This window comes from Arthrobacter sp. TmtSoilC48, from assembly GCF_059739425.1.
In genome coordinates this window covers 832,967-859,637 of the sequence record NZ_AP046049.1, presented here as the reverse complement: position 1 = coordinate 859,637, position 26,671 = coordinate 832,967, and the positions used below count along the sequence as shown (strand labels likewise).

Genomic DNA, 26,671 nt, shown 5'->3' with positions numbered 1-26,671 from the left:
CTATAAATCCTGCAAACCAGCGGAAGCACGAGGGCCGGCTTTAGCCCAGGTTCTTGCTCTTGAGCCATTCCTTGGCGATCTCGCCGATGTCCTCAAACTTCGCTACGCGGCCGTTCATCTTGATGAGGTCCTCAGTGGTGAGCGCAGCAGAGACCTTGTCCAGTGTTTCCTTCACGGTATCCGTGGACTTCTTCTGGTTGATGACCGGCAGGATGTTCTCGGACAGGAAGAGGTTCTTGTTGTCCTCAAGCGCCACCAGGTTGTTCTCGGCCAGCGCGGGATCGGTGCTGAAGAGGTCAGCTACCTGTACCTGGCCGGAAAGCAGGGCATTCAGCGTCAGCGGCCCTCCGGCGTCGAGCGCTGAGAATTCCTTGAACTCAAGGTTGTAGACGGACTTCAGGCCGGCAACGCCGTTGAGGCGGGTCTTCCACTCCGGCGGCCCGCCCAGGACGAGTTCCTTGGCGACCGGCTGGAGGTCCTCGATGGTCTTCAGCTTGTACTGGTCGGCGATGTCCTTCTTCACAGTGAGGACGTCCTTATCCTCCGCTTCCGAAGCCGTCAGAACCGTCAGGCCAGAGGGGATTTTGGTGGCCAGTTCTTTGGTGACTTCCTCGGACGATACTGCCTTGGTGGCGGAATCGAGGTATTGGAGGAGCGCACCGCCGTACTCCGGCATGAGGTCGATGGAGCCGTCCTTGAGTGCAGGGATCGTGACCTCGCGGCTGCCAATGCTGGGCTTTTCCGTGACATTGACACCCTTGGCTTTGAGGGCCTCGGCGTAGATCTTGGCGATCAGCTGGCTCTCGGGGAAGTCAGCCGAACCGACAATGATGCTGTCGCCGGAGCCTCCTGCCGCCGCGGTGTTGGACGTGCTCATAGGGTCCCCGCCGCCACAGGCGCTCAGGGTGATGGCGGCGACGGCCGCCAGGGTGAAACCGGTCAAGTACTTCTTCATGTCAACTCTCCTGAAATGGCGCTTACAGGGCATGCAGTGGCCAGGTGGGGGGTGGGTGGAGGTGATTCTTGCGTGCTGGAAGTCCAGCGCAGTGTGTTGCTTAGACCGTGACGGGGGTCTTCACGGGTTCGGCTACTGGAACCGACTTGATGGTTCGCCGTGTCAGTCCGGGTGAGACAACGCGGCGGGTGATGAAAGCGAGGAGCTGGTCGAAGAACAGGGCCAGCAAAGCAACGAGGACAGCGCCGGCGACCATTTGGCTGTAGTCATTTTGGGCCTTCCCGTCGATCAGGAGCCGGCCCAGGCCGCCAAGCGAAATGTATGCTGCGATGGTCGCGGTCGAGATAATCTGCAGCAGTGCGCTGCGGACACCAGACAAAACCAGCGGAAGCGAACACGGCAACTGGACATCCGTAAGGATCTTCATGGTGCGGAAGCCCATGCCCCGGGCGGCGTCGACGGCGGCAGCATCCACTGCGCGCACGCCGGCATAGGTGTTGGTCAGGATCGGAGGCACCGCAAGGAGTACCAGGACGATGAGGCTTGGCAGGATGTAGCCCATCCTCGATGGGAACGCGGGCGAAATGAGCAGAACCAAAAGGATCAGCAGGCCGACGCTCGGCAGGGCGCGCAAGGCATTGGCCAGGCCGGCGATCATGAACACGCCCTTGCCGGTTACGCCAATGTAGATTCCCAGGGGAACGGCGATAACGGCAGCGATAGCCAGAGCGATCAGGGAGTAGAGGAGGTGCTCACCGATCAGGGTCGGGATGCCGTCTGCGCCGTTCCAGTGCGCGGGGTCGAACAAGTAGTTCACGATGCCACCACCTTGGGGGTCCACGGTGTCAGCCACCGGTTGAGAAGGATGATCAGCCCGTCCAGGATCATGGCCAGAATCACGCAGAGCACGATGCCGGCGATGATCGGCGTAAAGAAGCGGAGCTGGAAGCCCTGCGTAAACAGGGAGCCGAGCTGCGGGATACCCAACAGTGCGGCAACGGAGACCAGGCTGACGTTGGATACAGCGGCCACGCGAAGGCCCGCGCAGATAACGGGTACGCCCACGGGCAGCTCTACCTTCAGGAGGCTCTGGTACCCGCGGTAGCCCATCGCCTTGGCAGCCTGGACGGTGTCTTCAGGGACGGAGTCCAGGGCATCTGCCACGACCCGCACCAGCAGCGCAACCGTGTAGATGGTCAACGCCGCCACGATGTTCAGCGGGTCCAGGATTTTCGTGCCAAGGACCAGCGGCAGCAACACGAACAGCGCAAGGGACGGAACGGTGTACAGGAGTCCTGCGACGCCCACCAGCAGCGGATAGATCCTGCGGCTCCGGTGTGCCCACCAGCCCAGGGGCAAGGCGATCAGTAGACCAAGGACCAAGGGGATGACGGCCAGCAGGACGTGCCAGCCGAGAAGGAAAACAATGTTGTCGAACTGGCGGCCCAGCCACTCAAAGTTCATCGGGCCGTCTCCAGGTGTGGTTCAGCCTCGATGGCCTTGACGACGTCGGTGGCTGTCACGGTTCCGATCAGCTCACCATGCTCGTTGACAACGACACCGCGGCGGCTGGGCGAGGAGAGTGCAGCGTCCAGCAGTTGGCGCATCGTTCCCGAGGCAGCTGCCGGGATGCCGCTAAGGTTCAGGTTTTCACGCTTGAGCTCACCGTTGAGAAGTTCGGGCTGGGCCCACCCAAGAGGCTTCCGGCCGCCGTCGACTACCAACACCCACGCACCCGAAGCCTTGGCGCGGGCCTCTTCTCCGGAAGCGCCGAGCTGAACCACAGCTTCCTCACCGATGGCCACACTGCCGGCCTTCGTGAAACCGAGGGAGCGATAGCCCCGGTCACGGCCCACGAAGTCTGCCACGAACTCATCCGCCGGCGAGGTGAGAAGCTCCGACGGCGTTGCCATCTGGGCAAGCTTGCCACCGACACGCATCACGGCAACCTGGTCGCCGAGCTTGAGGGCTTCATCGATGTCGTGGGTGACCATGATGATGGTCTTGCCGATCTCACGCTGGAGGCGGAGGAACTCCTCCTGCAACTGCCCGCGCACCACAGGATCCACGGCACTGAATGGCTCGTCCATGAGCATGAATGCCGGGTCAGATGCCAGTGCCCGGGCCACGCCCACGCGCTGCTGCTGGCCACCGGAGAGCTGCCATGGGTAACGTTTGGCGAAGCTCGCGGGCAACCCCACCCGCTCCATGAGTTCCAGGGCCTTGGTGCGGGCCTTCTGGCGGCTCTCGCCCAGAAGGACCGGCATGGTGGATACGTTGTCCACGATGGTCTTGTGCGGGAAGAGTCCTGCATGCTGGATGACATATCCGATCCTCCGGCGGAGCAACGCTGCATCCATGCCGGAGGTGGGCTCATCATCAAGATAGATGGTGCCGCTGGTGGGTTCGATGAGGCGGTTGATCATCCTCAGCGAGGTGGTCTTGCCACAGCCGGACGGGCCCACCAGAATGGTCAGCTTGCCGGTCGGGGCCTCCAGGTTGAGGCCATCGACGGCGACAGTACCGTCGGGGTACGCCTTGGTGACATTTTCAAATTTGATCATTTTTCTTCCATGCTTTCCTGGGGCACTTCATGGTTTCCGTCGGGTTCCACGAGGATGTTGTTCGCTACCTTCACGAGTTCCTCGCCAAATGTCCGGGCCTTCGCCTCGTCCAAGCGGTAACTGGGAACGACAATGCTGAGGGCAGCCACAGTGCGGCCGCCGATCACGATGGGCGCGGCAACAGCAGTGATGTCGTCTTCAACGCCGCTGCGCACAATGGCGTAACCGCGGCCGTTCTGCCCGCCGGTCAGGACTTTGCCAGCGGCGGACCCTTCCAGTGGGATGCTCCTGCCGACCCAACTGGTGTGCCGGACAGAGCGTGTACCTTCGACGATGGCGATGTAGATCCCGGTTTCCCCAGGACCGGGAATACTCAAATAACAGGACTCGCCGGTTTCCGCGACGAGCCGCTTCATGTGCGGCGTGCAGAGCGACACCAGGGATTCCTGACCCAAGGCGAGGGCTCCCAGCTGGATGACGCTGGCTCCCGGCCGGAAATTACCGCCCGGATCCCGCGTCACGAAACCGCTGCCTTCCAGAGTGCGAAGTAGGCGGAGCGCGGTGCTGGCAGAAAGGTCAACCACCCGCGCGGCGTCACTGAGGCTGATGGAGCCGTCAGTGCAGACTGCGCTAAGGAGAGCCAACGCCCTTTCGACTGTGCGGGTGGAGGAATCTGCTGCCACTGCCTGACCTGCTTTCAAGTGGTCTAAGTCACCATGTCTTGCCACTAAGTAAAAATCAATTTTCATCAAATGGCAAGGCTTGGCTGCAGATTACTTGACATTCCGGGATTTGAGACGTCGCTTGTTCCTTTAAGGCGCGCACAGGTTTCGAGCCTGTTAATAGTTGCTCGAACTCTTGCCATGTGGTGGCATCTGGTTTTTACTTGGTGGCAGTCTTCATCAATCGGAGGAACACGTGGAAACCGTCAATCAGCTCCTTGCCTCAATACAGGATGTGGGCCGCGATGCGGTGCGCGGAGGCTACTCCAGGGCCGTCTACTCGACACCCGAACTTGATCTCAGGCACTGGTTCATTGACCAGGCAAAAAGCCGCGGCCTGGACGTTGAAACAGATCGCAACGGCATCATCTGGGCCTGGTGGGGAGACCCACAGGATGGCGCCCTCGTCACCGGCAGCCACCTCGATTCCGTCCCTGGTGGCGGCGCCTTCGATGGACCCCTCGGCGTCGCTTCCGCGCTCGCCGCCGTCGATCTCCTCAAAGCCCGCGGAGTTCAGCCGCCGCGTTCATTGGCCGTCACGGTCTTCCCGGAAGAAGAAGGGTCCCGCTTTGGAGTGGCCTGTTTGGGTTCCCGGCTCCTCACCGGCGCCATCGACGTCGACAAGGCACTGAACCTGCGCGACGCGGACGGAAACACCTTCGCCGACGTCGCGCGGGACAACGGCCTCGATCCCCAGCATGTCGGCCCTGATCCTGAGGCCTTGGCGCGGATCGGCGATTTCGTTGAATTGCACGTGGAACAAGGCAAGGGCCTGGGGCAGGACGGGCCGGCCATCGCGGTGGGAAGTTCGATCCTGGGTCACGGGCGCTGGAAGATCAGCGTCAGCGGCCAAGGAAACCATGCCGGCACCACCCTCATGGCAGACCGGGCCGATCCTATGGTTGCTGCCGCGCAGATCATCGTCGCCGTTCGCGATACGGCCGCCAAACAGCCCGATGCCCGGGCCACGGTCGGCCGTTTGACCCCCGTTCCCGGCGGCACCAACGTGATCGCCTCGCGCGTCGATCTATGGTTGGATGCCCGTCATCCCGACGACGCCGTGACGGCTCACCTTATCGAGGCCATCTACAGCACGGCGCAGGAAGTCGCCGCAGCCGAAGGGTGCACGGCAACCCTCACGGAAGAGTCCTACAGCGACACCGTGCACTTTGACCCGGGGCTGAGTCGACGCATCAGCGGCCTGCTGCCCGGAGCCCCGGTCCTGGCAACCGGCGCGGGGCACGACGCCGGCGTGTTGGCCGGATATGTTCCCTCGGCCATGCTCTTTGTCCGTAATCCCAGCGGAATCTCGCATTCACCGGAAGAATATGTGGCCGACGAGGACGCTTCGGCAGGCACCGTTGCCCTCGCGGATGTTCTGGAAGGACTCCTGTGAACGCGTTTTGGTGCGAAACGGCCATCATCACGTCAGACGATTCCGCCGGTTCGAAGGACCGCACCGCCGGACCCACCACGCTGACGGCTGCCGCCGGAGTACGCATCGAAACGCAAAACGGCCGGATTTCCAGCATTACCACCGGAGCTGAACCGCAGCCCGGCGACAAGAGGCTGACCGGAATTACCTTCCCTGCCGCTGCCAACGCCCACTCCCATGCCTTCCATCGGGTGCTGCGCGGACGCACCCACGACGGCCGCGGAGATTTCTGGGTGTGGCGGGAGCAGATGTACCGAAGCGCATCCGAGCTGACTCCGGAGAAATACGAGAAGCTCGCAACTGCGGTCTTTGCTGAAATGGTGGTTAGCGGCTTCAGCAGCGTGGCCGAATTCCACTATGTCCACCATCAACCCGACGGTGCGCCCTACCCGGAACCCCATGCCATGGAACTGGCGCTGGCGCGGGCGGCAATGTCCGCCGGGATCCGGCTCACTCTTCTGGACACCTTGTATCTGGCCGGAGGAATCGGTACGCCCCTCAATCCCGAACAGGCAAGGTTCGGGGATGCGGATGTGCACGCCTGGCTCGATCGCCTAAGCTCACTCCGGGCAGCTGTTGCCCAGCAATTTCCGCGGGAACTTGTCAGCGTCGGAGCTGCTCTTCACTCCGTCCGGGCCGTCCCGGAGGAAGACCTCAAAGTTGTAGCCAGGCAGCTGCCCGAAGACATCCCCCTTCACATCCACCTCAGCGAGCAACCCGCCGAGAACCAAGCCTGCCTCGAGGCCTACGGCACCACGCCAGCGGGTCTTTTGGAACGCCACGGACTCCTCTCCAGCAGGCTGTCCGCCGTCCATTCAACCCACCTGACGCAGGATGACATCGCCCTGCTCGGAAACGCAGGCGCCACTGTGGTCATGTGCCCCAGCACTGAAGCCGACCTCGCAGACGGGATAGGTCCCGCGCGGGAGCTTGCCGACGCCGGGGCAGCCATTGCGCTCGGCACGGACCAGCATGCGGTGATCGACCCATGGACTGAAATGCGCACGTTGGAACACGGCGAGCGGTTGGGCACAGGACAGCGGGGAAGGTTCTCACCTCAGGAACTCCTGCGGGCCGCAACGGAAGGGGCTGCCCGGTCCATGGCTACGCCCATTGCCGCGTCGGGGCTTGAGGTCGGCGCAGTCTGCGATCTCATGGTTATTGATCCGGCATCCACCCGCACTGCCGGGTCCCGACCTTTGCAGATGGCATTCAGCGCAACTTCCAGCGACGTCACCGAGGTCATCATCGCCGGAGAACTGGTAGCCTCGCACGGCGTCCACACACAGCTCGGCAGCCCGGGCAGTCTTCTGTCGGAGGCGCTGCAAGAGCTGTCCTAGCGTCACGCATTAGCTCCTCCAAGGGGCCGACGGCGGCATGGTGCGTTCCACTCGCGACGCACCTGCCGCCGTCGTGCTTTGCGTTCAAGTAGTGGCGCCAAAGGCAACCCTTCCGGCCTTGAGAGGGCGTGCTTGGACCTTCCAGCCCACTCCCAGCTGCCAATCAGGAGAGGTGCGTTAATTTAGTGAATGCACGTCATCTGAACCGCCTTGACTGGAACTTGGCGGATATGGCGTGCCACACTGTGTAGCGCGTGTGCACCGGCGTCCCCGTCGGAACAGCCGACGACGTCCCGCACCGTGAATCCCACACCACCATTCCCAAGGGAGACCCATGTCCAATCCCAGCACCGAAGGCGTGCCACCAGTGTCCAGGAAAGTGATCGGCCTGGCCGTCGCTGGGGCGGTGGGTGGCTTCCTGTTCGGCTTCGATTCTTCGGTGGTCAACGGTGCCGTGGATGCCATGAAGGACGAATTCCTGATGAGCGAGGCCGTCACTGGCTTTGCTGTCGCCGTCGCCCTGCTGGGGTGCGCACTGGGAGCCTATCTTGCGGGCAAGGTGGCCGACCGCTACGGCCGCATCCCGGCCATGAAGATCGGTGCCCTCCTGTTCCTGGTGAGTTCCGTAGGTACAGGACTGGCTTTTGGTGTGTGGGACCTGATCTTCTGGCGCTTGGTGGGGGGCTTGGGCATCGGCCTTGCTTCGGTGATCGCCCCTGCCTACATTTCCGAGATTTCTCCCCGACACGTGCGTGGTCGTTTGGCATCGCTTCAGCAGCTCGCCATCACCACCGGCATCTTTGCGGCACTGCTGTGCGACGCCGTCCTGGCTAATTCCGCTGGCAGCGCCGGCAGCACCTTCTGGCTCGGCATGGAAGCGTGGCGCTGGATGTTCATCGCTTGTGCCGTCCCCGCTGCCGTGTATGGCTGGATCGCATTCCGCTTGCCCGAGTCGCCACACTTCCTGGTGCTCAACGGCAAGGAAGATGCTGCACGCAAGATCTTTGACACCCTCATCCCGGGCGACGACACCGAACGGCACATCCGCGATATCCGCGAATCCATCCAGCAGGACCTGCTGTCCACCAAGAAGGGCTCGCTGCGGGGCAACACATTCGGCCTGCAGGCGGTGGTGTGGATCGGCATCATCCTGTCCGTGCTGCAGCAATTTGTTGGCATCAACGTGATCTTCTACTACTCAACCACGCTGTGGAAGGCGGTTGGATTCCAGGAGAAGGACTCCCTGACCATCTCCGTCGCCACGTCCGTGACCAACATTCTGGTGACACTCGTAGCCATCGCGCTGGTGGACCGCATTGGTCGCCGACCGATCCTTCTGACCGGTTCCATCGGCATGGCCGCCTCGCTCGGCGTCATGGCATTGGCGTTCTCCGCGGCTGTTGGCACGGGCTCCGAGATCAGCCTCCCGGGCGCTTGGGGGCCAGTTGCCCTGGTTGCGGCCAACGTCTTCGTGATCAGCTTCGGTGCTTCCTGGGGTCCACTCGTCTGGGTGCTGCTTGGCGAGATCTTCCCGTCCCGCATTCGGGCCCGCGCGCTCGGACTGGCGGCGGCCGCGCAATGGATCGCCAACTTTGCCATCACGCTCAGCTTCCCCATCATGGCGGCGGGTTCGCTGCCGCTGACGTACGCCTTGTACGCGGCGTTCGCTGCGGCGTCGTTCTTCTTTGTGATGTTCAAGGTTCCCGAGACCAACGGCATGTCGCTGGAGCAGGCCGAGACGCTTTTCGTCCCCAAGGGCGCGCCGGTGGCACCGCTTCCTGTTACCTCCCACGAGCAGTAGTCGCGGCAATTACACCAGGTGCGGCTCGTGCGACTTCAGGTACCCGCGGCCTCCGAAGGCAATGAGAATCGCGATCACCATTGCGACGGCACCGGCAAAGAAGGGCACCTGCGGCCCAAAGTGCTCGCCTAGCTGGGCGGCGGCAAAGGGGGCCAGCGCACCACCCATCCAACGCACAAAGTTGTAGCCGGCGGACGCGACGGGTCGCGGAGAATCGGAGACGCCCATGGCCAGTTCGGTGTAAATCGTATTGTTGATGCCCAGCAGGGCACCCGCCACGATCACAAGCACGACGACGGCAGTCACCGAGTGGCCGGCAGCAAGTCCCAGTCCGAGGAGATCGAGCATGAGCGCTGCCAAAGTGCCGGTCAGGACCTTAACAGCACCGAAACGCTTCTGGAGCACGGGCGCGACGAACACCGAGAACACGGCAACGGCAACGCCCCAGCCGAAGAACACTCCCCCGATGCCGTATGCATCCATGCCGAGGATGAACGGCGTGAAAGCGAGGATAGTGAAGAAGCCGTAGTTGTAGAACAGGGCACTTGCCGCGGTGGTGCTGAGGCCCTTGTGTCCCAGCGCGAGAAGCGGATCCCGCAGGCGTGACTTCCTGGCGGGAGCGGGCGTCTTGGGAAGCAAGGCCAGTAGCGCGATAAAGGCGGCAGCCATGAGGACCGCGGTTCCAAAGAACGGTGCCCGCCACTGCCAGCCGCCCAACAAGGCCCCGAGAAGCGGGCCCAGCGAGATACCCAGGCCGAGCGCCGCTTCGTAGAGAATGATGGCCGTTCCGGTCCCACCACTGGCCACGCCAACGATCACCGCCAGGGCGGTGGCGACAAAGAGGGCGTTACCCAAGCCCCAACCAGCACGGAAACCCACCAACTGCTCAACACTGCCGGACAATCCGGACAACGATGCGAACACCACGATCACTGCCAGCCCGATCAGTAGCGTCTTCTTTCCGCCGATGCGCGAGGACACGAAGCCGCTGATCAGCATGGCGATCGCCGTCACCAGGAAGTAGCTCGTGAAGAGCAGGGAAACTTCGCTGGTGGAGGCCTCAAGGTTCTTGGCGATTGCCGGAAGAATCGGGTCCACGAGCCCGATGCCCATGAACGCGAACACGGCAGCCAGCGCAGTGGCCCACACGGCCTTCGGCTGCCTCAGGAATGAAGCCTTTTCAGCCTCAAGGGTGGTTTCAGTAGTTGTCTCGGCGCTTTCTGAAGCGTCAGCCAATTGGCGTGACATTCAAGGGCTCCTTGTCGATGCGTTTAGTTGTGGTTAGTTCTGGAATGAGCTGTTGAGCTTGCTGATGATGGGGAGCGCCGCGGCGAGCTGCTCGACTTCGTCGCTGCTCAGCTCCTGCAGCAGCCCGGCCACCATCGCGTTTCGCCGCTGGTTGGCGGACTCGACGGCGGCCCTCCCGGCTTTGGTGATGACCACCTGCACGGCGCGAGAATCGTTGACGTCAGGCTGCCTGCTGACGAGCCCTGAGCGTTCGAGCTTGATGATCTGCTCTGTGGCGCTGGGGACCTTGATCCCCAGGTTCTTGGCGATGTCACCCACGCGGAGTCCGCCGTCGGAAATCATGGACAGCAGGCTGAGCTGCGCTGCGGTGAGTTCACCCTCCGGATCCAGGCGGCGGAACATGTACACGCCAAGGCGCAGTGACTCGCGGAATTCCTGGGCGATGTGAAGAAGCCGTGGGTCTGAAGGCGAAGTACTCGTCATACTTAGGTAGCCTAATAGTTAGGATACCTAAGAGTCAAGGAGTGGCTTCGATGTAACGTCTGAGCGGGGGCTTGGCGCGGGAGCGGGGGGCTGCGCGAATGTGCCCAGGCAGGGGCGGGGCCGTGGACTTATAGGTATGCCCGGTGGGTGTCCGGAATTCGAGGGTGTGGACGGCTTCGGGGAACGGTTTCGCCGACCACCCCGGGTTTTCCTTGGTGTGGTTGCACGCTTCGCAGAGCCCCGCGCCGTTTTCCAGGCTGGTTGGTCCGCCTTCGTGCCAAGGAACCACATGGTCGAAGTGGCGGATGGGCGCGTCGCAGTACGGGGTACGGCAGGTGTGGTCACGGGCTTCGATGAAACGTCTGAGCCGTGGCGGGAAGAGCCTTGCTTTGGCGTCCATGGCCAGGAGCTCGCCGGTCGCGGGTGCCGTAAACAGGCGCCGCAGAAACACCTTGCAGTCACGCCCGGCGCCCGCGTCGGTGAGGCCAGCCCTCGCAGGTTCGGGTTCCGCGGGGCTCCACCCGGTGTGCGCGGGTTCCGTAGGGCCGTGCTCATTACACTCAACTTCAGCGGGTCCGCCAGCGAGCAACGTTCTGGCCAATTGTGCGGGGATGATTCCGTAGCCTTCGAGCCTGGCCGGTTCGCTGTCGCCCTGGAAAAGCGTGCGGTCCGTCATCACCAGCTGGACATCGATGCCCGAGATGCCGCCCGGAGTGCCGGTGACCTGTTCAACGAGGGTGTCGGCCATGACCTGGCCGCGGGTCCGGGTGTCCCCGCCGGAGCGGGCCGAGTCGGCATGGCGGGTGAGCGCCGCATATGCGGCAACGCCTTGGGCGACGGGGAGCAGTGCTGTGAGGACGGTCATCGTGTCCGGAGCTGGGCGCAGGCTGACGTGCCGTTCGGTCGCGGCGCGGGCGGCGCGTTGGGTCACGGAGCGGGGATCCCGGCGGTAGGCGGCGGCTTTGGCTGCAGCGATGATCGCCCGATCTCCGGCGCCGTTGAAGGTCCCGGTATCGGGGGCGAGTTCCTCGTCCACGGCGCATCGGTCTTCGGCGGATAGGCACGCGGTTTCTTTGACGAGCAGGGTTGCGCGCCACTCGTTCAACTGGCCCGATTCCAGGGCGGCCATGGTGCGTGGCATCTCCGTAACGAGAGCTTTCGCCAACCCGAGGAGACGCGACCCACGGTTGGGCGATTCCCGCCGGGCGAGCGCGATCTGAGCCGCAACACCCTGGCACAGTTCGGGCGCCGGGACAGCGGCTACCGCTTGCTCGCGACGTTGCGCAAAGTCGAAGGCTACGGCGGCCCGGGCCTGCAGGCCAGCTATAGCGGATTTCAGGTCTTCCAACCCTCGGATCTGGTCAATCAATTCGCCGCTCTCCGTGCCGAGAAGGACGACGCTCAAGATCGTGCTGAGATCGGAAATGCGGGGTGTTGAGTCGCCGGACGCCGGCCCCGGGCCAGGTGCAAGCGCGGCCGCATCGCTCTCTTGCCTACCGCGAATCTGCTCCATGCCTCAACTCTTCCAGCCCGCACGGAGCGCCATAAGGCCGGAAGCCCGCTATGTGGAAAACTCGGACAAGAGCGGGTCAGAGCTTCAGCTTCATGCCCTCATGGCTCGCGACGAAGCCCAGCCGTTCGTAGAAACGGTGCGCAGCAACGCGCGACTTGTCCGTGGTGAGCTGCACCAGGGAGCAGCCACGGTCCCGGGCTTGGTCGATGGCCCACTGGATCATGAGCGCGCCTACGCCTTGGCCACGGAGCACCTCGGAAACCCGCACGGCTTCGATCTGCGCCCGCCAAGAGCCCTTGCGGGACAGGCCCGGGAGATAGCTGAGCTGGAAAGTGGCCACCAGGTCGCCGTTCAGTTCGCCCACCACCAGGAGGTGGGCCGGGTCGCCGTCGATCGCGTCAAAAGCCAGCTCGTACTGCACGAGGTCGTCCGGATTTTCACGCGCGGCACCTAATTGGTCATCAATCAGCAGCGCAAGGATGCGCGGCAAGTCGGCTTTAGTGGCGCGCCGAAGACTAAAGGTTCCGGAGCCGACGTCGGCAGTCATCAGGGCGGGCATGGCGGCAGAGTCTGGGGTCACCACCCCAGCATGCCATTTTGATCAGAACTCACTATTGCTAAGTACCGGTACCTAGTTCTACTATGTAGTGGTAGCTAGTAATACTGAGTAGTGAAGGAGGTGTCCGATGGGCAAGCAAATGACAGAGATGCTCAAAGGCACGTTGGAGGGCATTGTTCTGGCCCTCCTCACCGGAAAGGCGGCGTACGGATACGAAATCACAACGCTGCTCCGGGCGCAGGGCTTCACCGAGATCGCTGAGGGCACCGTGTACGCACTGCTGGTCAGGATCGAACAAAAGGGGCTGGTGGACGTCGAAAAGCGACCATCCGAAAAGGGGCCACCCCGCAAGGTGTACACCCTCAACGCGCAGGGCGAAAAAGAACTGAACGAATTTTGGAACACATGGAGCTTCTTGTCCGAACGGCTTGAACAGCTCCGCAAGGGAGGAAATTAACATGGCAGCAAAGTGGATCGAGCTGGTAACCGGATCGCTCGAGCAGAAGAAGCAGTACAAGCAGGCCAAGGCGCGGCTGGATGCGCTGCCTGAGCCCTACTCCTCCGTGGCGAACGCCTTCAACCGGTACTTCATGTACTACGGCGGGGTCACCGAGGGGGACACGATCGTGCAGATGTTCACCGACCTCGCCGACCTATGGGAACGCGCCGCAATCGACGGCACGCCTGTGAGCGAGATCGTCGGCGAGGACCCCATCGAGTTCGCCGAGGCCTTTGCCCAGGCATACGGCGGAAAGCGCTGGATTGATAAGGAACGCGAGCGTCTCACGAAGGCCGTTGATAAAGCGAAGGAGGCTGAATCATGACTGCTACCGCAATCCGGGTAGAGGGCATCGAGAAGTCGTACAAGGATCTGCATGTTCTGCGCGGCGTGGACTTCGAGGTGGCGTCGGGCAGCATTTTCGCCCTCCTCGGCTCCAACGGAGCAGGCAAAACCACCATGGTGAAGATCTTGTCCACCCTGCTCAAAGCGGATGCCGGCACTGCCGCCGTCGAGGGTTTTGATGTTGCTACCGCGTCGCTCCAGGTACGGCAGTCCATCAGCCTGACCGGGCAGTTCGCGGCAGTGGACGAGGTGCTGTCCGGCAAGGAGAACCTGATTCTGGTGGCGAAACTGCGTCACCTAAAAAACGCGGCTCAGATCGCAGATGAGTTGCTGGCTCAGTTCAGCCTCACCGAAGCGGGGTCCCGCAAGGTGGCGACGTACTCCGGCGGCATGCGTCGCCGCCTGGATATCGCCATGAGCCTGATCGGGCAGCCGAAGGTGATCTTCCTGGACGAACCCACCACAGGCCTGGACCCCGAAGCCCGCCTCGAGGTCTGGCAGACCGTCAAGGATCTCGCCCGGAACGGCACAACAGTGCTGCTCACCACCCAATACCTCGACGAGGCCGAGCATCTCGCCGACCGGATCGCGATCCTGCACAAGGGCACGATCATCCAGAACGGCACGCTCGACGAGCTCAAGCGGCTGCTGCCGGCGGCCGAGGTCGAGTACGTCGAGAAGCAGCCCTCGCTCGAAGACGTCTTCCTGGCGCTCGTCGGCGAAACGGCTGAAGAGCAGAAAGAACAGGAGGCATCCCGATGAGCACCCACGTCCTTAGCGATACCAGCGTCCTCACCGGCCGCTCGCTGCGCCACATCCTGCGCAGCCCCGATACGATCATCACCACCGCGGTCACGCCGATCGCGCTGATGCTGTTGTTCGTTTATGTGCTTGGCGGTGCGATCAATACCGGATCCGACGAGTCGTACATCAACTACATGCTCCCCGGGATCCTGCTGATCACGATTGCCTCCGGCATCGCCTACACCGCCTACCGCCTGTTCCTGGACATGCAGGGCGGCATCTTCGAGCGCTTCCAGTCCATGCCGATCGCACGGTCGAGCGTGCTCTGGGCGCACGTGCTCACCTCGCTGGTGGCCAACCTCGTCTCGGTCGCGATCGTCGTCGGAGTGGCCCTCCTTATGGGCTTCCGCACCGGAGCATCCGTGGGCACCTGGCTTGCAATCGCCGGCATCCTGGTCCTGTTCACACTCGCCCTGACCTGGCTGGCCGTGATCGCAGGGCTCTCCGCGAAAACCGTCGACGGCGCCAGCGCGTTCAGCTACCCGCTGATCTTCCTGCCGTTCATCAGTTCGGCCTTCGTGCCGACTGCGACGATGCCGGGCCCTGTGGCCTGGTTCGCCGAGAACCAGCCAGTGACCTCGATCGTGAACTCCATTCGGGCGCTGTTCGCGCAACAGCCGGTGGGCAGCGACATTTGGATTGCGCTGGCCTGGTGCTTCGGCATCTTGGTTCTGGCGTTCGCCTTCGCAATGGTGGCTTACCGGCGGAAGATCGCCTAATCCCCCCGGCCTAAGCTCCCCTTTTCCACAGGGGAGCTTTCGCCGTGAGAGCCGATTAGCCATTAGTCAGACATTAGCTATAGCTTTATCGAAACAGATTTGTAACGGCCGTCACCATTTTGGTGGGCTCTTCGAAGGGTTCTTGAACTAATGTCCGACCAGACAACACAAGCGCAACTCCGCGCGTCCAGCAGGGACAGCGAGCCCCACCTGTCACGCTCGCTCAGCAACCGCCACATCCAGCTCCTGGCAATCGGCGGCGCCATCGGAACCGGACTCTTCATGGGCTCGGGCAAAACCATCTCAGTCGCCGGACCCTCCGTGATTTTCGTGTACATGATCATCGGCTTCATGCTGTTCTTCGTCATGCGCGCCATGGGCCAGCTCCTGTTGTCCAACCTGAACTACAAGTCCTTCAGCGACTTCGCCGGCGATCTCCTCGGCCCCTGGGCAGGCTTCTTCACCGGGTGGACCTACTGGTTCTGCTGGGTGGTCACAGGCGTGGCCGACGTCATCGCCATCGCCGGCTATGCCAATGAGCTGTGGCCAGGCGTTCAACTGTGGGTCCCGGGAATTGCGACCATCATCATCCTGCTTCTCCTGAACCTCCCCACCGTGAAGGCATTCGGCGAGACCGAGTTCTGGTTCGCGCTCATCAAGATCGTGGCCATTGTGGCGCTGATCGTCGTTGGCCTGGTCATGATCTTCACCGGCTTCCAGTCCAACGCCGGAACCGCAAGCTTCACCAACCTGTGGAGCCATGGCGGGTTCTTCCCCAAGGAATTCATGGGCTTCGTCGCCGGCTTCCAGATCGCTGTCTTCGCGTTTGTGGGCATCGAACTCGTGGGCACGGCAGCAGCCGAGACCAAAAACCCTGAGCACAACCTTCCCCGCGCCATCAACGCGATCCCCCTGCGCGTCATGCTGTTCTACGTAGGTGCGCTCATCATCCTCATGTCCGTCACCCCGTGGACCGAGTTCAAGGCAGGACACAGCCCGTTCATCGCCATGTTCTCCCTGGCAGGCCTCGGCATGGCGGCAACCGTGGTCAATCTCGTGGTGCTCTCCTCTGCCATGTCTTCAGCCAACTCGGGCATCTACTCGACGTCGCGCATGGTGTTCGGCCTGGCCAACGACGGCGACGCACCCAAGGTCTTCGGCCGGCTCTCCAGCCGCAAAGTACCCCGGAACGCACTGTTCCTGTCCTGCGTTCTGCTGCTGGCCGGCGTCGTACTTCTGTATGCGGGCAAGGACGTTGGCGCCGCGTTCGACATGGTGACCACCGTGTCCGCCGTCTGCTTCATGTTCGTCTGGTCGATCATCCTGGCCAGCTACCTCGTCTACCGCAAGCGCCGCCCGGAGCAGCACGCGGCGTCAACGTTCAAGATGCCTGGCGGCATCCCGATGGTGTGGGTTGTTTTCGCGTTCTTCGCGTTCCTGGTCTGGGCTCTCACCACGCAGCCGGACACTCTCACGGCCCTGCTGGTGACGCCTATCTGGTTCGCGATCCTCGGCATCGCCTATGCGGTCGTGCGTAAGTCGCCGCTGCACCAAGCCCGCGTGGCCGAATGGAAGGCGATGGCTGAAGCGGAAACCGCGGCAGCGACAAAGTAGCAGCGGCGCTCTGAGAGCGTCTATGGGGCTGTGCCCGCTTCGCGATGCCCACCACGCCGCAGCCCCATAGACGCTCTCTCGCTTGGCGATCAGTCTCACCCGCCTTCGCCGTCAACCATTTGTGCGAGAGGAACTAGGCTTCGGCTTTGCGGTCCTCTATCAGCTTCTGGATCGCGGGGAACAGCGGGTGTGACGGCGGAAGTTCGGTGATGCGCTCGACGGCGGCAGCTGCGTCCAGCTCGGAGAGCATGTTTGCGAGTTCCACGGCTTCGTCGTCGGATCCGTCGTCGAAACGAAGGGCAGCCGACATCGCCTCCAGCAACGCGACCGGTGTGACACCACGCTCGGCGAGCTCAGCCGCCGGGCCAACAAACCGCTCGTGCCGGCCAAGCTTCCGCAGCGGTGCCCGGCCGACGCGGACCACGGTATCGGGCAGGTACGGGTTGGTGAAGCGGGACAGGATCTTCTGCACGTACGCTTCCTGCTCGGCCTCCACGAATCCGTGTTTGGCCACCAGCAGTTCCTTTGTCTCTTCAAGAACAGCCCTGACCTTCGCCGCCACGGACGGATCGGCCATGGCATCGGAGATCTTCTCCAGGCCCGCCGCGTAGCCGAAATACGCAGCAGATGCATGCCCGGTGTTCACTGTGAACAGCTTCCGCTCGATGTACGGGCCAAGTTCGTCCACGAACGTCGCTCCAGGAATCGCGGGGACGTGGTCACCAAACGGTGTGCGGTCGATGACCCACTCGTAGAACGTCTCCACTGTGACATCCAGGCCTTGGCCCGGCGCCTGGTTCGGGACAATACGGTCCACTGCGGTGTTGGCGAACACAGCCACTGAGTCCAAATCGCCTGCGGAATCGTCCCAGGCCGCCCGGACTTCCACTTGCAGGAGGTGCGTGGCGTTGATGGCGTTCTCGCACGCCATCACCTGCAGGGGCGGCAACGATGGTTCCCGGGCTGCGAGTCCGCGCGCGATCACGGGTGCCACGAACTTCAGGATGTGTGGCCCCACCGCGGTGGTGACCACATCCGCCTTCGAGATTTCCTCAACAACGGCGGCTTCCTGCGTGCTCGAGTTCAGCGCACGGAACCCGTCTACGGTTTTGACCGCGGGGTTCTCGCCCACTTCATGGACCTCGTAGCTGCTCGCGGAGGCCAGCTGGCTGATCAGCGCGTCCGCAACATCGGCGAACACCACCTCATAGCCGGCTTCGTGCAGCAACAGCCCCACAAAGCCGCGTCCGATGTTGCCTGCACCAAAATGGACTGCCTTCACTATGCGTTGACCTTTCCGAACAGCTCCAGCACTTCCTCAACGGTGGTCGCTTCCTCCAACTGGGCCACCTGGGCCTTGTTGGTGAAGATCTTGGCGATCGAGGACAGGATGTGGAGGTGTTCATTGTTGAGTCCAGCGACGCCGACCACGAACTTCACTTGCTTGCCACCCCAGTCGATACCCTCGGGGTACCGAACGATGGAAACTGCGGAGTGCCGGATGTGCTCCTTGGCATCATTGGTGCCGTGCGGGATCGCCAGGAAGCTGCCCATGTACGTGGACACGGATTCCTCGCGTTCGTGCATGGCATGGACGTAGCTGACATCCACGGCACCCCGGTCAAGCAGGAGCTGCCCGGCTTCGTCGATCGCAGCATCACGGTCGTGCGCCGTTCCGTTCAGCACAACGCTTTCGGGGAGCAGGACTTCTTTACCCCCGACGGCGGCAGCGGGCTCAGCGGCATGCGCGCCGTGGGTGGCGGCTGCTGCTGCTTCTGCTGCGCCGGCTGGATGGGCAGCGGCCGGACCTTCGGTGTTGCTCGTCTTGACCAACTCCACGATTTCGTCGTACTTGGGACTGTTCATGAAGTTATCCACGGAATAGTGCACCGCGCTGGATGTCCTCGGCTGGGCGCGTTCCGTGAGGTCCTGGTGCGTGATCACAACATCGTACGTATCGCTCAGGTTGGCGATTGCGGAGTTGGTGACCTTGACGTCCGGGAAGCCGGCTGCCTTGATCTTGTTGCGCAGCACCGAGGCGCCCATCGCGCTGGAGCCCATGCCGGCGTCGCAGGCGAACACGATGTTCTGGACCGGCCGGGTGAGCACGGCTACATCTCCCCGCCCGCTCTCACCAACGAGCGCGGAGGAAACGGAGCTCTTCTTGCCCTTCATGGCTTCCATGCGGGACGTTGCGGCGGAGAGGTCATCCTCGCCCTTGTTCCTGGAGGTGCGAAGGATCAGTGAAGCAATCAGGAAGGAAACGGTTGTCGCCAGGAGTACGGCCAGAATCACGCCAACGTAGCTGTCACGCGACGTCTGGGCAATGACGGCGATGATGGAACCTGGCGCAGCGGGAGCTACGAGGCCGGAGTTGGTGATGGCCAGGGTTGCGATGCCGGTCATGCCGCCACCGATGGCAGCGAGGATCAGGATCGGCTTCATCAGTACGTACGGGAAGTAGATCTCGTGGATGCCACCGAAGAAGTGGATGATCGCTGCGCCCGGTGCCGAAGCTTTTGCTGCGCCGCGGCCGAAGAACATGTAGGCCAGCAGGATTCCCATGCCCGGGCCGGGGTTGGCTTCAAGCAGGAACAGGATGGACTTGCCCTGGTCCAGGGATTGCTGGATGCCCAAGGGGGTCAGGACACCATGGTTGATCGCATTGTTGAGGAAGAGAACCTTGGCGGGCTCAATGAAGATGCTGGTCAGCGGAAGCAGGCCATTGTTGACCAGGAACTGGACCACCTGACCGGCGCCATCGGTGAAAATCTTGACGAGCCACGAAAGTCCGTAGAAGCCACCCAAGGCCAGTGCTGCGCCCCAGATACCGGCGGAAAAGTTGTTCACCAACATCTCGAAGCCGGGACGGATCTTGCCATCCCAGAGGCGGTCGAGCTGCTTGATGGTCCAGCCGCCCAGCGGGCCCATAATCATGGCGCCAATGAACATCGGAGAGCTGGTACCCGCGATGACACCCATCGTGGCAATGGCACCCACTACGCCGCCGCGGACGTCGTAGACCATCCGGCCGCCGGTGTAGGCAATCAGCAGTGGCAACAGGTACTTGACCATGGGGCCAACGAGTCCGGGGTTGGTTACTCCCTCAGCGTTGGTCCCGAAACCGCCAAGTTCCGCGACTGGAATCCAGCCTTCTTTGATGAACAGGGCCGTGATGAGGCCCCAGGCGATGAAGGCGCCAATATTGGGCATGATCATGCCGGACAGGAATGTTCCGAACTTTTGGACGCCAACGCGCAGGCTGGTGCGGGGCTTCGCAACGGTCTCTGTTGCCATGTGAATTCCTAACGTGTGTCCCGCGGCGTCGCGGGGTCAGTCGATATAGATCGAGAGAGAACAGCCTTAGGAGCTGCTGGAAATGCGGTGAAGCCACTCAAGGAAGAGCTTCAATTCAGAGCTGGAAAGTTGGTCCGAATGCGAGGCCTGCAGTGCCGCATTCAGGGCGATTGCCGCAACAACCACGGAGGACTTACCGGAGTCCTCCGGTGCGGCGCCACGGGCGGTATCCGTGGAGACGGCGAAAATCATGGAATCCCGGGTCATCGTTGAGAGCTCGAGGTTCCTTTCTTCCACCGGTTCGGCGATGAGCATGAGCGTTACACCCACGTTGGCCGCGAGGATGCTTCGTGCCGCTTCGCGGGGCGGCACGTTGATCTGACCGGCGATGGCGGCCTTGTTCAGCATTTCTTCCAGAAGCGCTTCAGCATCGGCCACGATTGCTGGGCGGCTTTCCGGCCTGATATTGCCGAACATCACCAAATACAGGTGGGGTTGGCTCAGCCCGAACTGGACGTGGTTGTCCCACATCCGCCGGACATCTTCCAAGGGCTCCCCGGAAGGAGCAAAGTCCCTCTCCCCTGCCACGTACTCTTCAAAGCCGGCGGAAACGACGGCGTCGAACAGTCCTTCTTTGTCTCCAAAGTGGTGGTAGAGCGTTGGGGCCGTAACCCCGGCCAACGCTGTGATCTGGCGCGTAGAGACCGCTGACCCCTCCGAATTTGCCAACAATTCAGCAGCTGCACGGAGCAACCGAATTTTTGGCGGAAGCTGGTCATCGAAACTCATAACCGCTACCCTAGCACCTATAGCGTTGCTATATGAAGTGGCTCACAACAGAATTTTGTAGGCTAATTTCGCAGGCTCGTGGTGCCGTCGCCGGTGGGTCTGAACCAACACGCAGGAACAGAGGATTCAGTGCAGAATTTCCAAGGAGTAGGGGTAAGCCCTGGCCGCATCATTGGTTCCGTCCGCCAGATGCCCAAACCGGTGAGTGAACCGCCGTCGGGCGAGCGGCTGGCCGCAGACGTCAGTCCGGAGGACGCCGTCGCGGGCTTGAAAGCCGCAGCGCAAGCCGTCCACGACCAGCTCAAGGGGCGCGCGGATTCCGCCTCCGGCGACGGCAAGGCCGTCCTCGAGGCCACCGCGCTCATGGCCAAGGACACCATGCTCCTGAAGTCCGCGGCCAAGCTCATCAATGCGGGCTCGTCCGCGGAACGGGCCATCTGGGAAGCCGGTGCCTCCGTTTCGGAAATGCTGCACAACCTGGGCGGGTACATGGCCGAGCGCGCCACAGACGTGCTGGATGTGCGCGCCCGCATCGTCGCCGAACTGCGCGGCGTTCCCGCCCCAGGCATCCCTTCTTCGGAGACGCCCTTCATTTTGCTGGCCGAGGACCTCGCACCGGCGGATACGGCCACGCTGGATCCTTCCAAAGTGCTGGCACTGGTGACCTCTGGTGGCGGACCGCAGTCACACACCGCGATCATTGCGCGCTCGCTCGGACTGCCCGCCGTTGTTGCGGCCCACGGCGTTGATTCCATTGCTGATGGCACAGAGGTCTACGTGGACGGGGCAGCCGGCCTTGTGGCTGCCCCGCCGTCGGAAGAGCAGCGCGCTGCGGCGACCGCCTGGGCGGAAACCTCCGCAACGCTCGCCGCCTTTGACGGAAACGGCACGACGGCGGACGGCCACCTGATCCCGCTCCTCGCCAACGTGGGTGGAGCCAAGGATGCCGTGGCAGCAGCTGGCCTCGGCGCCCAGGGTGTTGGCCTGTTCCGCACCGAGTTCTGCTTCCTCGAGCGCGATACCGAGCCCTCCGTCGACGAACAAGCCGCCGCGTACAAGGCTGTGTTTGACGCGTTCCCCGGCAAGAAAGTAGTGCTGCGAACCCTCGACGCCGGCGCCGACAAGCCCCTCCCCTTCCTCACCGACGCCACCGAACCCAACCCCGCCCTTGGTGTTCGCGGCTACCGGACAGACTTCACCACGCCCGGTGTTTTGGAACGCCAACTGCAAGCCATTGCCCGGGCAGCTTCTGAATCCGAGGCCGACGTCTGGGTCATGGCCCCCATGATCTCCACGGCCGCCGAAGCCGGACGCTTCGCCTCATTGTGTGCTGCTGCCGGCATCCAAACGCCAGGTGTCATGGTCGAAGTTCCCTCGGCTGCTTTGACCGCCGCCTCCGTGCTTCGGGAGGTTGGCTTCGCTTCACTGGGCACCAACGACCTCACACAGTACGCCATGGCCGCCGACCGCCAACTCGGACCCCTGGCGGAACTGAACACTCCATGGCAGCCAGCTGTCCTGAGGCTGGTGCAGCTCACAGTGGAAGGTGCAGAGCAGGAAGCATCCGGCCGGGAAGGCAGCAGCAAACCCGTGGGCGTCTGCGGCGAGGCAGCCGCGGACCCTGCCCTCGCCGTCGTACTTACCGGACTCGGCGTCAGCACGCTGTCCATGACCGCGCGCTCGCTGGCCGCCGTCGGGACTGTCCTGAAGACCGTCACCCTGGAGCAGTCGCAGGAACTCGCCCGCCTGGCTCTCACTGCGCCCAGCGCCACCGAGGCCCGCGAGTGGGTCCGGGCCAAGCTCCCCGTACTCGAAGAGCTCGGCCTCTAACCCGTTTTTCGTCCACCCATAAAGGAGAAAACCATGCCAGAACGCACAGCCACCATCGCCAGCCGCTCCGGCCTGCACGCCCGGCCGGCCGCCCTGTTCGCCGAAGCGGCAGGTGAGCAGCCGGTGGAGGTCACCATTGCCATGCAAGGCGAACCCGCGGATGAAGCCCTCGACGCCGCCAGCATCCTCTCGCTCATGACGCTCGGCGCTGCTAAGGGCGACGTCGTCGTGCTGCGGGCGGAGGGCGACGGCGCCGACGCTGCCTTGGACGCGCTCGTGGCCTTGTTGGAGACGGATTTGGACGCGGAGTAGCCTTCGGTGCCCTGCGCCCGGCGCCCAATTCGATGGCTTGCTGCGTACAAGACGGTAGGAGTCGTCTGGTCTGCAGCGAGCCATCGAATCGGGCTCGACTAGCTACGGCAGCGCTGTCACCACCACGTCCTGGTAGGCGGCGCGGCCGTCGAACACGTTGACGCCAACCCTGCCGGAGGCCAGCGCAGAATCCATGACGTCGATCAGCTGGGCCCCCTCCACGGACACCGTGATCCGGTTGCCATTCACTGCGGCATCCAGTGAGTAGCTCACTCCATGGCTCAGGGCTGCGGGCGTGCTCGCAATGACGGTGAATACGCCACTGACCAGCTTGAACACACGCACCTCTCGCAGGTTCGGGTCCAGGTTCACGTAATAGGCACTGGATCCGTCGGCAGAGGATCTCAGCAACACCGAGCCTGCACCGCCGTACCCTTTCTCCGGCGCCAGGTCCCGGTTGAGGAGTTCGCCGTTGAACGGTTCGCCGCCGAACCGCACCGTTGCCTGCACCCTCACGTTGGTGAACGCGGCTGCGCTCATGGCCGTCGAATCTTTGTCGAACGTACCTGTCAGGCCTGCGCCTGTGCTCTCCCATTTGCCGCCCGGGACCACGACATACGCGCCCAGGTTGTGGCGTGCTGTCCCGCTGGTGGGAAGCAGAACGTCCGACGGCGGCGCGGTAGTCACGCGGGCCGTGTCGCTGAGTTGGTGTACTTTGACGGACACCAGCCGGGCGTTCCCTCCGATAGCGGTGAAGGACAGGCCTGTGGAGGAAGGGTCCGGGAAGATCAGGGACGTGATGGCAGCCGTGCCGTCACCGCCGAAGACTTCCACAGAGGACGCATCCACCAGCATCCGGAGCTTCACTCGACGCTCGGACCCCACCAGAGTGGAGCTCCATGGCGCCGAGGAATTGTCCGCCGGAGACCCGGCGAAGTACCTCGTGAAGTCCTCCCGTCCGGAGGTGCCACGGTCCACCGTCAAGGTTCCCGGGCCGGCGTCGTACTTCACCGTTGTTACTTGCGCGGATGTCTCTTGCGCGCCAGAGGTGCCGGCCCCTTTCCTCAGCCCGAACGCGAAGGAGCTGGCCCCGCCGATGGTGGGAATCCCGACCTCCGCCTCGAGCTCAAAGGACCTGCCGGACGTTCCCGCGAGCGCGTTCGCCGAGCTCGGCGTCACAGTGACATCGGAGGCCTGCCAGGTTGATGTCCGTAGAGACTCTCCCTCCTCAACGGGAGCCTGCGTCAGGCGGAGTCCGGCGCCGGCAACATCAACAAGCTTGAGCTCGCGCGGGATGCTGAGCTGGCCGTTCCAGCGGCCCGTTGGCGGGCTGAACGCGTAGTCCCAATTGCTCATCCACCCGATCATGATGCGCCTGCCATCGGGCGCGCCGAAGAAGCTCATCGCTGCGTAGTAGTCCCTGCCATGGTCAGCCTGCAAGACCTGGGAAGCGGGAGTGTCCGGCGTAAATGCGGTACCGTTCCACGTGCCCGTCACATATTGCGCGGCCGAACCGTTCGTGGCTCGGACCGCCCCAGTACTCCACCACAGCACCCAACGCTTCACCCCGGACTGTCCCTCCACAGGCATCTCGAAGAAGTCCGGGCATTCCCACACGCCCCCGCGGATCCAGTCGCCGTAGCCGAAGGTGCTCGCGAAGGTCCAGTGGATGAGGTCTGTGGAGGAGTAGAAGCGGATGTGGTCTCCGGCGGCCACCACCATGACCCATTTGCTGGACCCTGCATCCCAGGTGACCTTGGGGTCGCGGAAGTCCCAGCCGCCGTCGGGGCCGCCCGGGTTCTCCACAACCGGATCTGCCTGGACCGTCTGCCAGGTGCGGCCTTGGTCCTTGCTGTAGGCCGCACGGACGGACTGGTTTCCGTTCCAGGCGTCGTGATTGAAGCTGGTGTAGTAGGCAATGAGGCCGGAGCCGCCGTCGAAAAGACCACTCGAGTCAGAGGCATCCACCACGGCCGATCCGGACCACGACTCCCCCGCAGCCATGTGCGGGAGGGCGATGGGCAACTGCTTCCAGTGCATCAGATCCGAGCTGACGGCGTGCGCCCAGCGTCCGCGGTCCTGGTGGAACAGGTGGTACTCGCCCTCGAAGTACACCAGGCCATTGGGGTCCGAACTGCTGCCCGAATTCTGGCTGTAGTGGTAGCCCGGCTGGTAGAGCCCGTTCATGTACTGATCCACGCTGTCCGCGCGGACACTCTGGAACCAGGCCGTTCCGGTGGTCAACAGGGCGAACCCGTTGCCAGATGCCGCTGGCACAGAGCCACTTAGCACAGCTGTGCCATTAATCAGCACAGACGCTTCGCTGCCCTGGACAGTGAGCTGGACACGGTTGAGTTGGCCGTCTTGAAAACTTGTGGAGGGAAGGTTGCCGGAGTGCAGCAACGCCGAGGTGGTCCGGTTGTAGAGCTTCGCAGTTCCCGCCCCGGGGTCGATCCTCAGTTCCACGCCGCCGGTGCCGTCGGTACCGCTGCGGACCACCACTGAGGCGGTGGCGGGTGAGGTGACGGTCAGGTCCAAGGAGGCAACGACGTCGGACGTCACCGCCGGGACGTACCTCAGCGCGGTGCCACCCGCCGCGGAAGCCCGGAGGCCCTTGGCATCGGGCTCCCAGGAGCCTGCAGCCGAGCGCCAACCCTGCAACGAAGTCTCTAGTCCTCGAAGCGTCATGCTCTGGAACACCGCGGTGCCGTTGTAGGAGCCCAGCCCGACATGGCCGGAAGCATGGGCGGCATCCGTGGCCGTGATGGCCGGCATGGCGCCGTTCGGGTCCAGGAAATCGGTCTGCCAATAGACGGCCAGCTGGTTGCCGAGCGCCGTGACCCGCAGGCGGTACACCTTGTTGACGGTGATGGCTGTGCTGAACGTGCCGAGCGTGGCGTTGTCCGAGACCCGGTACAGTCGCAAGCGGCCTGCGTTGGGGTCGACCTCCGCGGCGTAACCGGACGTTCCGGACGCATTGGTTCGAAACAGTGCTGTGCCCACGCCGTATTGCGACGTGACCTGAACATCTGTGGAAAAGTCGACGTCTGTGGGCAACTGACCGGTGGCCACGGCTCGGATATTGGTGTTCGCAGGGGCAACACCGCGGAAACCTGTGGCCGAGGCCTGCCAGCCGTTCGCGGTGACTGCCCAGCCGCTGATGCTGGCGTCGATAGTCCGCACACCGGGCGTACCGAAAGACACCGATCCGTTGAACGCATGCAGGCCCACGCGGCCTGATTCGTAGCGATAGTCCGTGGCGTCAATCCTCTTGATGCCATCGATCGCAACATAGATCCGTGGTCCGTCCACATGGACATCCACCGTGTAGGCCTGCCCCGAATTCAGTGGCAGGGACACAGGCGTAACCACGTCCTGTCCGGTCGCGAGGTCGAACAACCTCACCCGGTCCAGGTTGGGGTCGATCGTAGCGGCGTAACCCGCGCCGGCGTCGGGAGTCGCTCGGAAGACGAGCGCCCCAACACCGTAGGGACTCCCGGCGTCGACCGTCACCGAAGCCGTGTAGCGGGCGGTTCCCGCCACGACCTGCTCGCTGACAGCCGCCGCATTTTGCCCGGAAGGCGCGACGGCGGCGTACCCGCCCTGCGCTGTCCGGGTCCACGAACCATTGACTCCGACGACGTCCGGAACGGGGCTCGTAGTGCTGTTGAGGGTGACGGGCGCGGGGTCGAGGGCCACCGCCGGAGCAGTGACCCCCGTCCCAGCCAGGCCAACACCAAGGACCGCGGCCGTGAGGCCGGCAACTATTCTCCGATGCATTCAGATCGCCTTTGATCTCAGGGGTGAGAGAGCGTTCGCCAAAACCGCCCATGATGTGAGAG

At 63.1% G+C, this 26,671-nt stretch carries 23 protein-coding genes; 10 read left to right on the top strand and 13 right to left on the bottom strand.

Translation table 11 applies throughout. From position 1 onward, the window contains the following. Window positions 1-40: 40 nt before the first annotated feature. From AC6I97_RS04150 to AC6I97_RS04130, 5 genes are all read right to left on the bottom strand, one after another. Window positions 41-955 carry an ABC transporter substrate-binding protein gene (locus tag AC6I97_RS04150; protein ID WP_497944150.1) on the bottom strand — a complete coding sequence of 305 codons (915 nt, stop codon included), beginning with the start codon at window positions 953-955 and terminating at the stop codon, window positions 41-43. Between the two features lie 100 nt (window positions 956-1,055). Further along, window positions 1,056-1,808, bottom strand: a complete 753-nt coding sequence (locus AC6I97_RS04145; protein WP_497944149.1) for an ABC transporter permease — start codon at window positions 1,806-1,808, stop codon at window positions 1,056-1,058. Then, a complete protein-coding gene (locus AC6I97_RS04140; RefSeq protein WP_224093363.1) occupies window positions 1,769-2,419 on the bottom strand; it encodes an ABC transporter permease in 651 nt (216 codons plus the stop codon). The genes AC6I97_RS04145 and AC6I97_RS04140 overlap by 40 nt, the downstream gene beginning before the upstream one ends. After that, window positions 2,416-3,519 carry an ATP-binding cassette domain-containing protein gene (locus tag AC6I97_RS04135; RefSeq protein WP_224093361.1) on the bottom strand — a complete coding sequence of 368 codons (1,104 nt, stop codon included), beginning with the start codon at window positions 3,517-3,519 and terminating at the stop codon, window positions 2,416-2,418. Before AC6I97_RS04135 ends, AC6I97_RS04140 begins: the two co-directional genes overlap by 4 nt. Next, window positions 3,516-4,247 carry an IclR family transcriptional regulator gene (locus AC6I97_RS04130; protein WP_396133513.1) on the bottom strand — a complete coding sequence of 244 codons (732 nt, stop codon included), beginning with the start codon at window positions 4,245-4,247 and terminating at the stop codon, window positions 3,516-3,518. Before AC6I97_RS04130 ends, AC6I97_RS04135 begins: the two co-directional genes overlap by 4 nt. A 190-nt stretch (window positions 4,248-4,437) precedes the next feature. Between AC6I97_RS04130 and AC6I97_RS04125 the strand changes: the two genes are divergently transcribed. From AC6I97_RS04125 to AC6I97_RS04115, 3 genes are all read left to right on the top strand, one after another. Then, a complete protein-coding gene (locus AC6I97_RS04125) occupies window positions 4,438-5,637 on the top strand; it encodes an allantoate amidohydrolase (protein WP_497944148.1) in 1,200 nt (399 codons plus the stop codon). Further along, window positions 5,634-7,016 (top strand): formimidoylglutamate deiminase, encoded by a 1,383-nt coding sequence (locus AC6I97_RS04120; protein ID WP_497944147.1) that lies wholly within the window; start codon window positions 5,634-5,636, stop codon window positions 7,014-7,016. The genes AC6I97_RS04125 and AC6I97_RS04120 overlap by 4 nt, the downstream gene beginning before the upstream one ends. A gap of 334 nt (window positions 7,017-7,350) precedes the next feature. Continuing rightward, entirely contained in the window at window positions 7,351-8,817 is a 1,467-nt protein-coding gene (locus AC6I97_RS04115) for a sugar porter family MFS transporter (RefSeq protein WP_497944146.1), read from the top strand. A gap of 9 nt (window positions 8,818-8,826) precedes the next feature. On the opposite strand, the gene AC6I97_RS04110 is transcribed toward AC6I97_RS04115, so the two are convergent. The 4 genes from AC6I97_RS04110 to AC6I97_RS04095 form a co-directional block, all read right to left on the bottom strand. Then, complete coding sequence (locus AC6I97_RS04110) at window positions 8,827-10,065, bottom strand: MFS transporter (protein WP_497944145.1); 1,239 nt, start codon at window positions 10,063-10,065, stop codon at window positions 8,827-8,829. Window positions 10,066-10,098: 33 nt separating this feature from the next. Continuing rightward, a complete protein-coding gene (locus AC6I97_RS04105; RefSeq protein WP_497944144.1) occupies window positions 10,099-10,548 on the bottom strand; it encodes a MarR family winged helix-turn-helix transcriptional regulator in 450 nt (149 codons plus the stop codon). 34 nt (window positions 10,549-10,582) lie between these two features. Then, window positions 10,583-12,061, bottom strand: a complete 1,479-nt coding sequence (locus tag AC6I97_RS04100; RefSeq protein ID WP_497944143.1) for an HNH endonuclease — start codon at window positions 12,059-12,061, stop codon at window positions 10,583-10,585. A 76-nt stretch (window positions 12,062-12,137) separates the two neighbouring features. Beyond that, a complete protein-coding gene (locus AC6I97_RS04095) occupies window positions 12,138-12,608 on the bottom strand; it encodes a GNAT family N-acetyltransferase (protein ID WP_497946916.1) in 471 nt (156 codons plus the stop codon). Window positions 12,609-12,747: 139 nt separating this feature from the next. Here AC6I97_RS04095 and AC6I97_RS04090 point away from each other — a divergent pair, with 139 nt between their 5' ends. The 5 genes from AC6I97_RS04090 to cycA all read left to right on the top strand — a co-directional run bounded on the left by AC6I97_RS04090 (window position 12,748) and on the right by cycA (window position 16,601). Then, complete coding sequence (locus tag AC6I97_RS04090; protein WP_224093327.1) at window positions 12,748-13,077, top strand: PadR family transcriptional regulator; 330 nt, start codon at window positions 12,748-12,750, stop codon at window positions 13,075-13,077. A 1-nt stretch (window position 13,078) separates the two neighbouring features. Next, window positions 13,079-13,444: a DUF1048 domain-containing protein gene (locus tag AC6I97_RS04085; protein WP_223934876.1), complete on the top strand. Its 366-nt coding sequence runs from the start codon at window positions 13,079-13,081 to the stop codon at window positions 13,442-13,444. Further along, entirely contained in the window at window positions 13,441-14,226 is a 786-nt protein-coding gene (locus tag AC6I97_RS04080) for an ABC transporter ATP-binding protein (RefSeq protein WP_224093325.1), read from the top strand. The genes AC6I97_RS04085 and AC6I97_RS04080 overlap by 4 nt, the downstream gene beginning before the upstream one ends. Then, the gene (locus AC6I97_RS04075; RefSeq protein ID WP_497944142.1) at window positions 14,223-14,987 is read left to right on the top strand and encodes an ABC transporter permease; all 765 of its coding nucleotides are present in this window, start codon (window positions 14,223-14,225) and stop codon (window positions 14,985-14,987) included. The genes AC6I97_RS04080 and AC6I97_RS04075 overlap by 4 nt, the downstream gene beginning before the upstream one ends. Window positions 14,988-15,137: 150 nt before the next feature. Next, complete coding sequence (cycA, locus tag AC6I97_RS04070) at window positions 15,138-16,601, top strand: D-serine/D-alanine/glycine transporter (protein ID WP_497944141.1); 1,464 nt, start codon at window positions 15,138-15,140, stop codon at window positions 16,599-16,601. Between the two features lie 133 nt (window positions 16,602-16,734). Here cycA and AC6I97_RS04065 read toward each other — a convergent pair whose 3' ends face one another. The 3 genes from AC6I97_RS04065 to AC6I97_RS04055 all read right to left on the bottom strand — a co-directional run bounded on the left by AC6I97_RS04065 (window position 16,735) and on the right by AC6I97_RS04055 (window position 20,687). Then, window positions 16,735-17,883 (bottom strand): mannitol-1-phosphate 5-dehydrogenase, encoded by a 1,149-nt coding sequence (locus tag AC6I97_RS04065; protein ID WP_497944140.1) that lies wholly within the window; start codon window positions 17,881-17,883, stop codon window positions 16,735-16,737. Further along, the gene (locus AC6I97_RS04060) at window positions 17,883-19,898 is read right to left on the bottom strand and encodes a PTS mannitol transporter subunit IICBA (RefSeq protein ID WP_309928146.1); all 2,016 of its coding nucleotides are present in this window, start codon (window positions 19,896-19,898) and stop codon (window positions 17,883-17,885) included. The genes AC6I97_RS04065 and AC6I97_RS04060 overlap by 1 nt, the downstream gene beginning before the upstream one ends. Window positions 19,899-19,964: 66 nt before the next feature. Then, the gene (locus tag AC6I97_RS04055) at window positions 19,965-20,687 is read right to left on the bottom strand and encodes a TetR/AcrR family transcriptional regulator (RefSeq protein WP_224093309.1); all 723 of its coding nucleotides are present in this window, start codon (window positions 20,685-20,687) and stop codon (window positions 19,965-19,967) included. A 129-nt stretch (window positions 20,688-20,816) separates the two neighbouring features. On the opposite strand from AC6I97_RS04055, the gene ptsP reads away from it, so the two are divergent. Then, window positions 20,817-22,517, top strand: coding sequence for a phosphoenolpyruvate--protein phosphotransferase (gene ptsP, locus AC6I97_RS04050; RefSeq protein WP_497944139.1), 1,701 nt, complete (start codon window positions 20,817-20,819; stop codon window positions 22,515-22,517). 33 nt (window positions 22,518-22,550) lie between these two features. Further along, on the top strand, window positions 22,551-22,829 hold the full coding sequence (locus AC6I97_RS04045; RefSeq protein WP_224093305.1) for an HPr family phosphocarrier protein: 279 nt from the start codon (window positions 22,551-22,553) through the stop codon (window positions 22,827-22,829). A gap of 102 nt (window positions 22,830-22,931) precedes the next feature. On the opposite strand, the gene AC6I97_RS04040 is transcribed toward AC6I97_RS04045, so the two are convergent. Then, window positions 22,932-26,609 carry a glycoside hydrolase family 32 protein gene (locus AC6I97_RS04040; RefSeq protein WP_497944138.1) on the bottom strand — a complete coding sequence of 1,226 codons (3,678 nt, stop codon included), beginning with the start codon at window positions 26,607-26,609 and terminating at the stop codon, window positions 22,932-22,934. Window positions 26,610-26,671 lie beyond the last annotated feature (62 nt).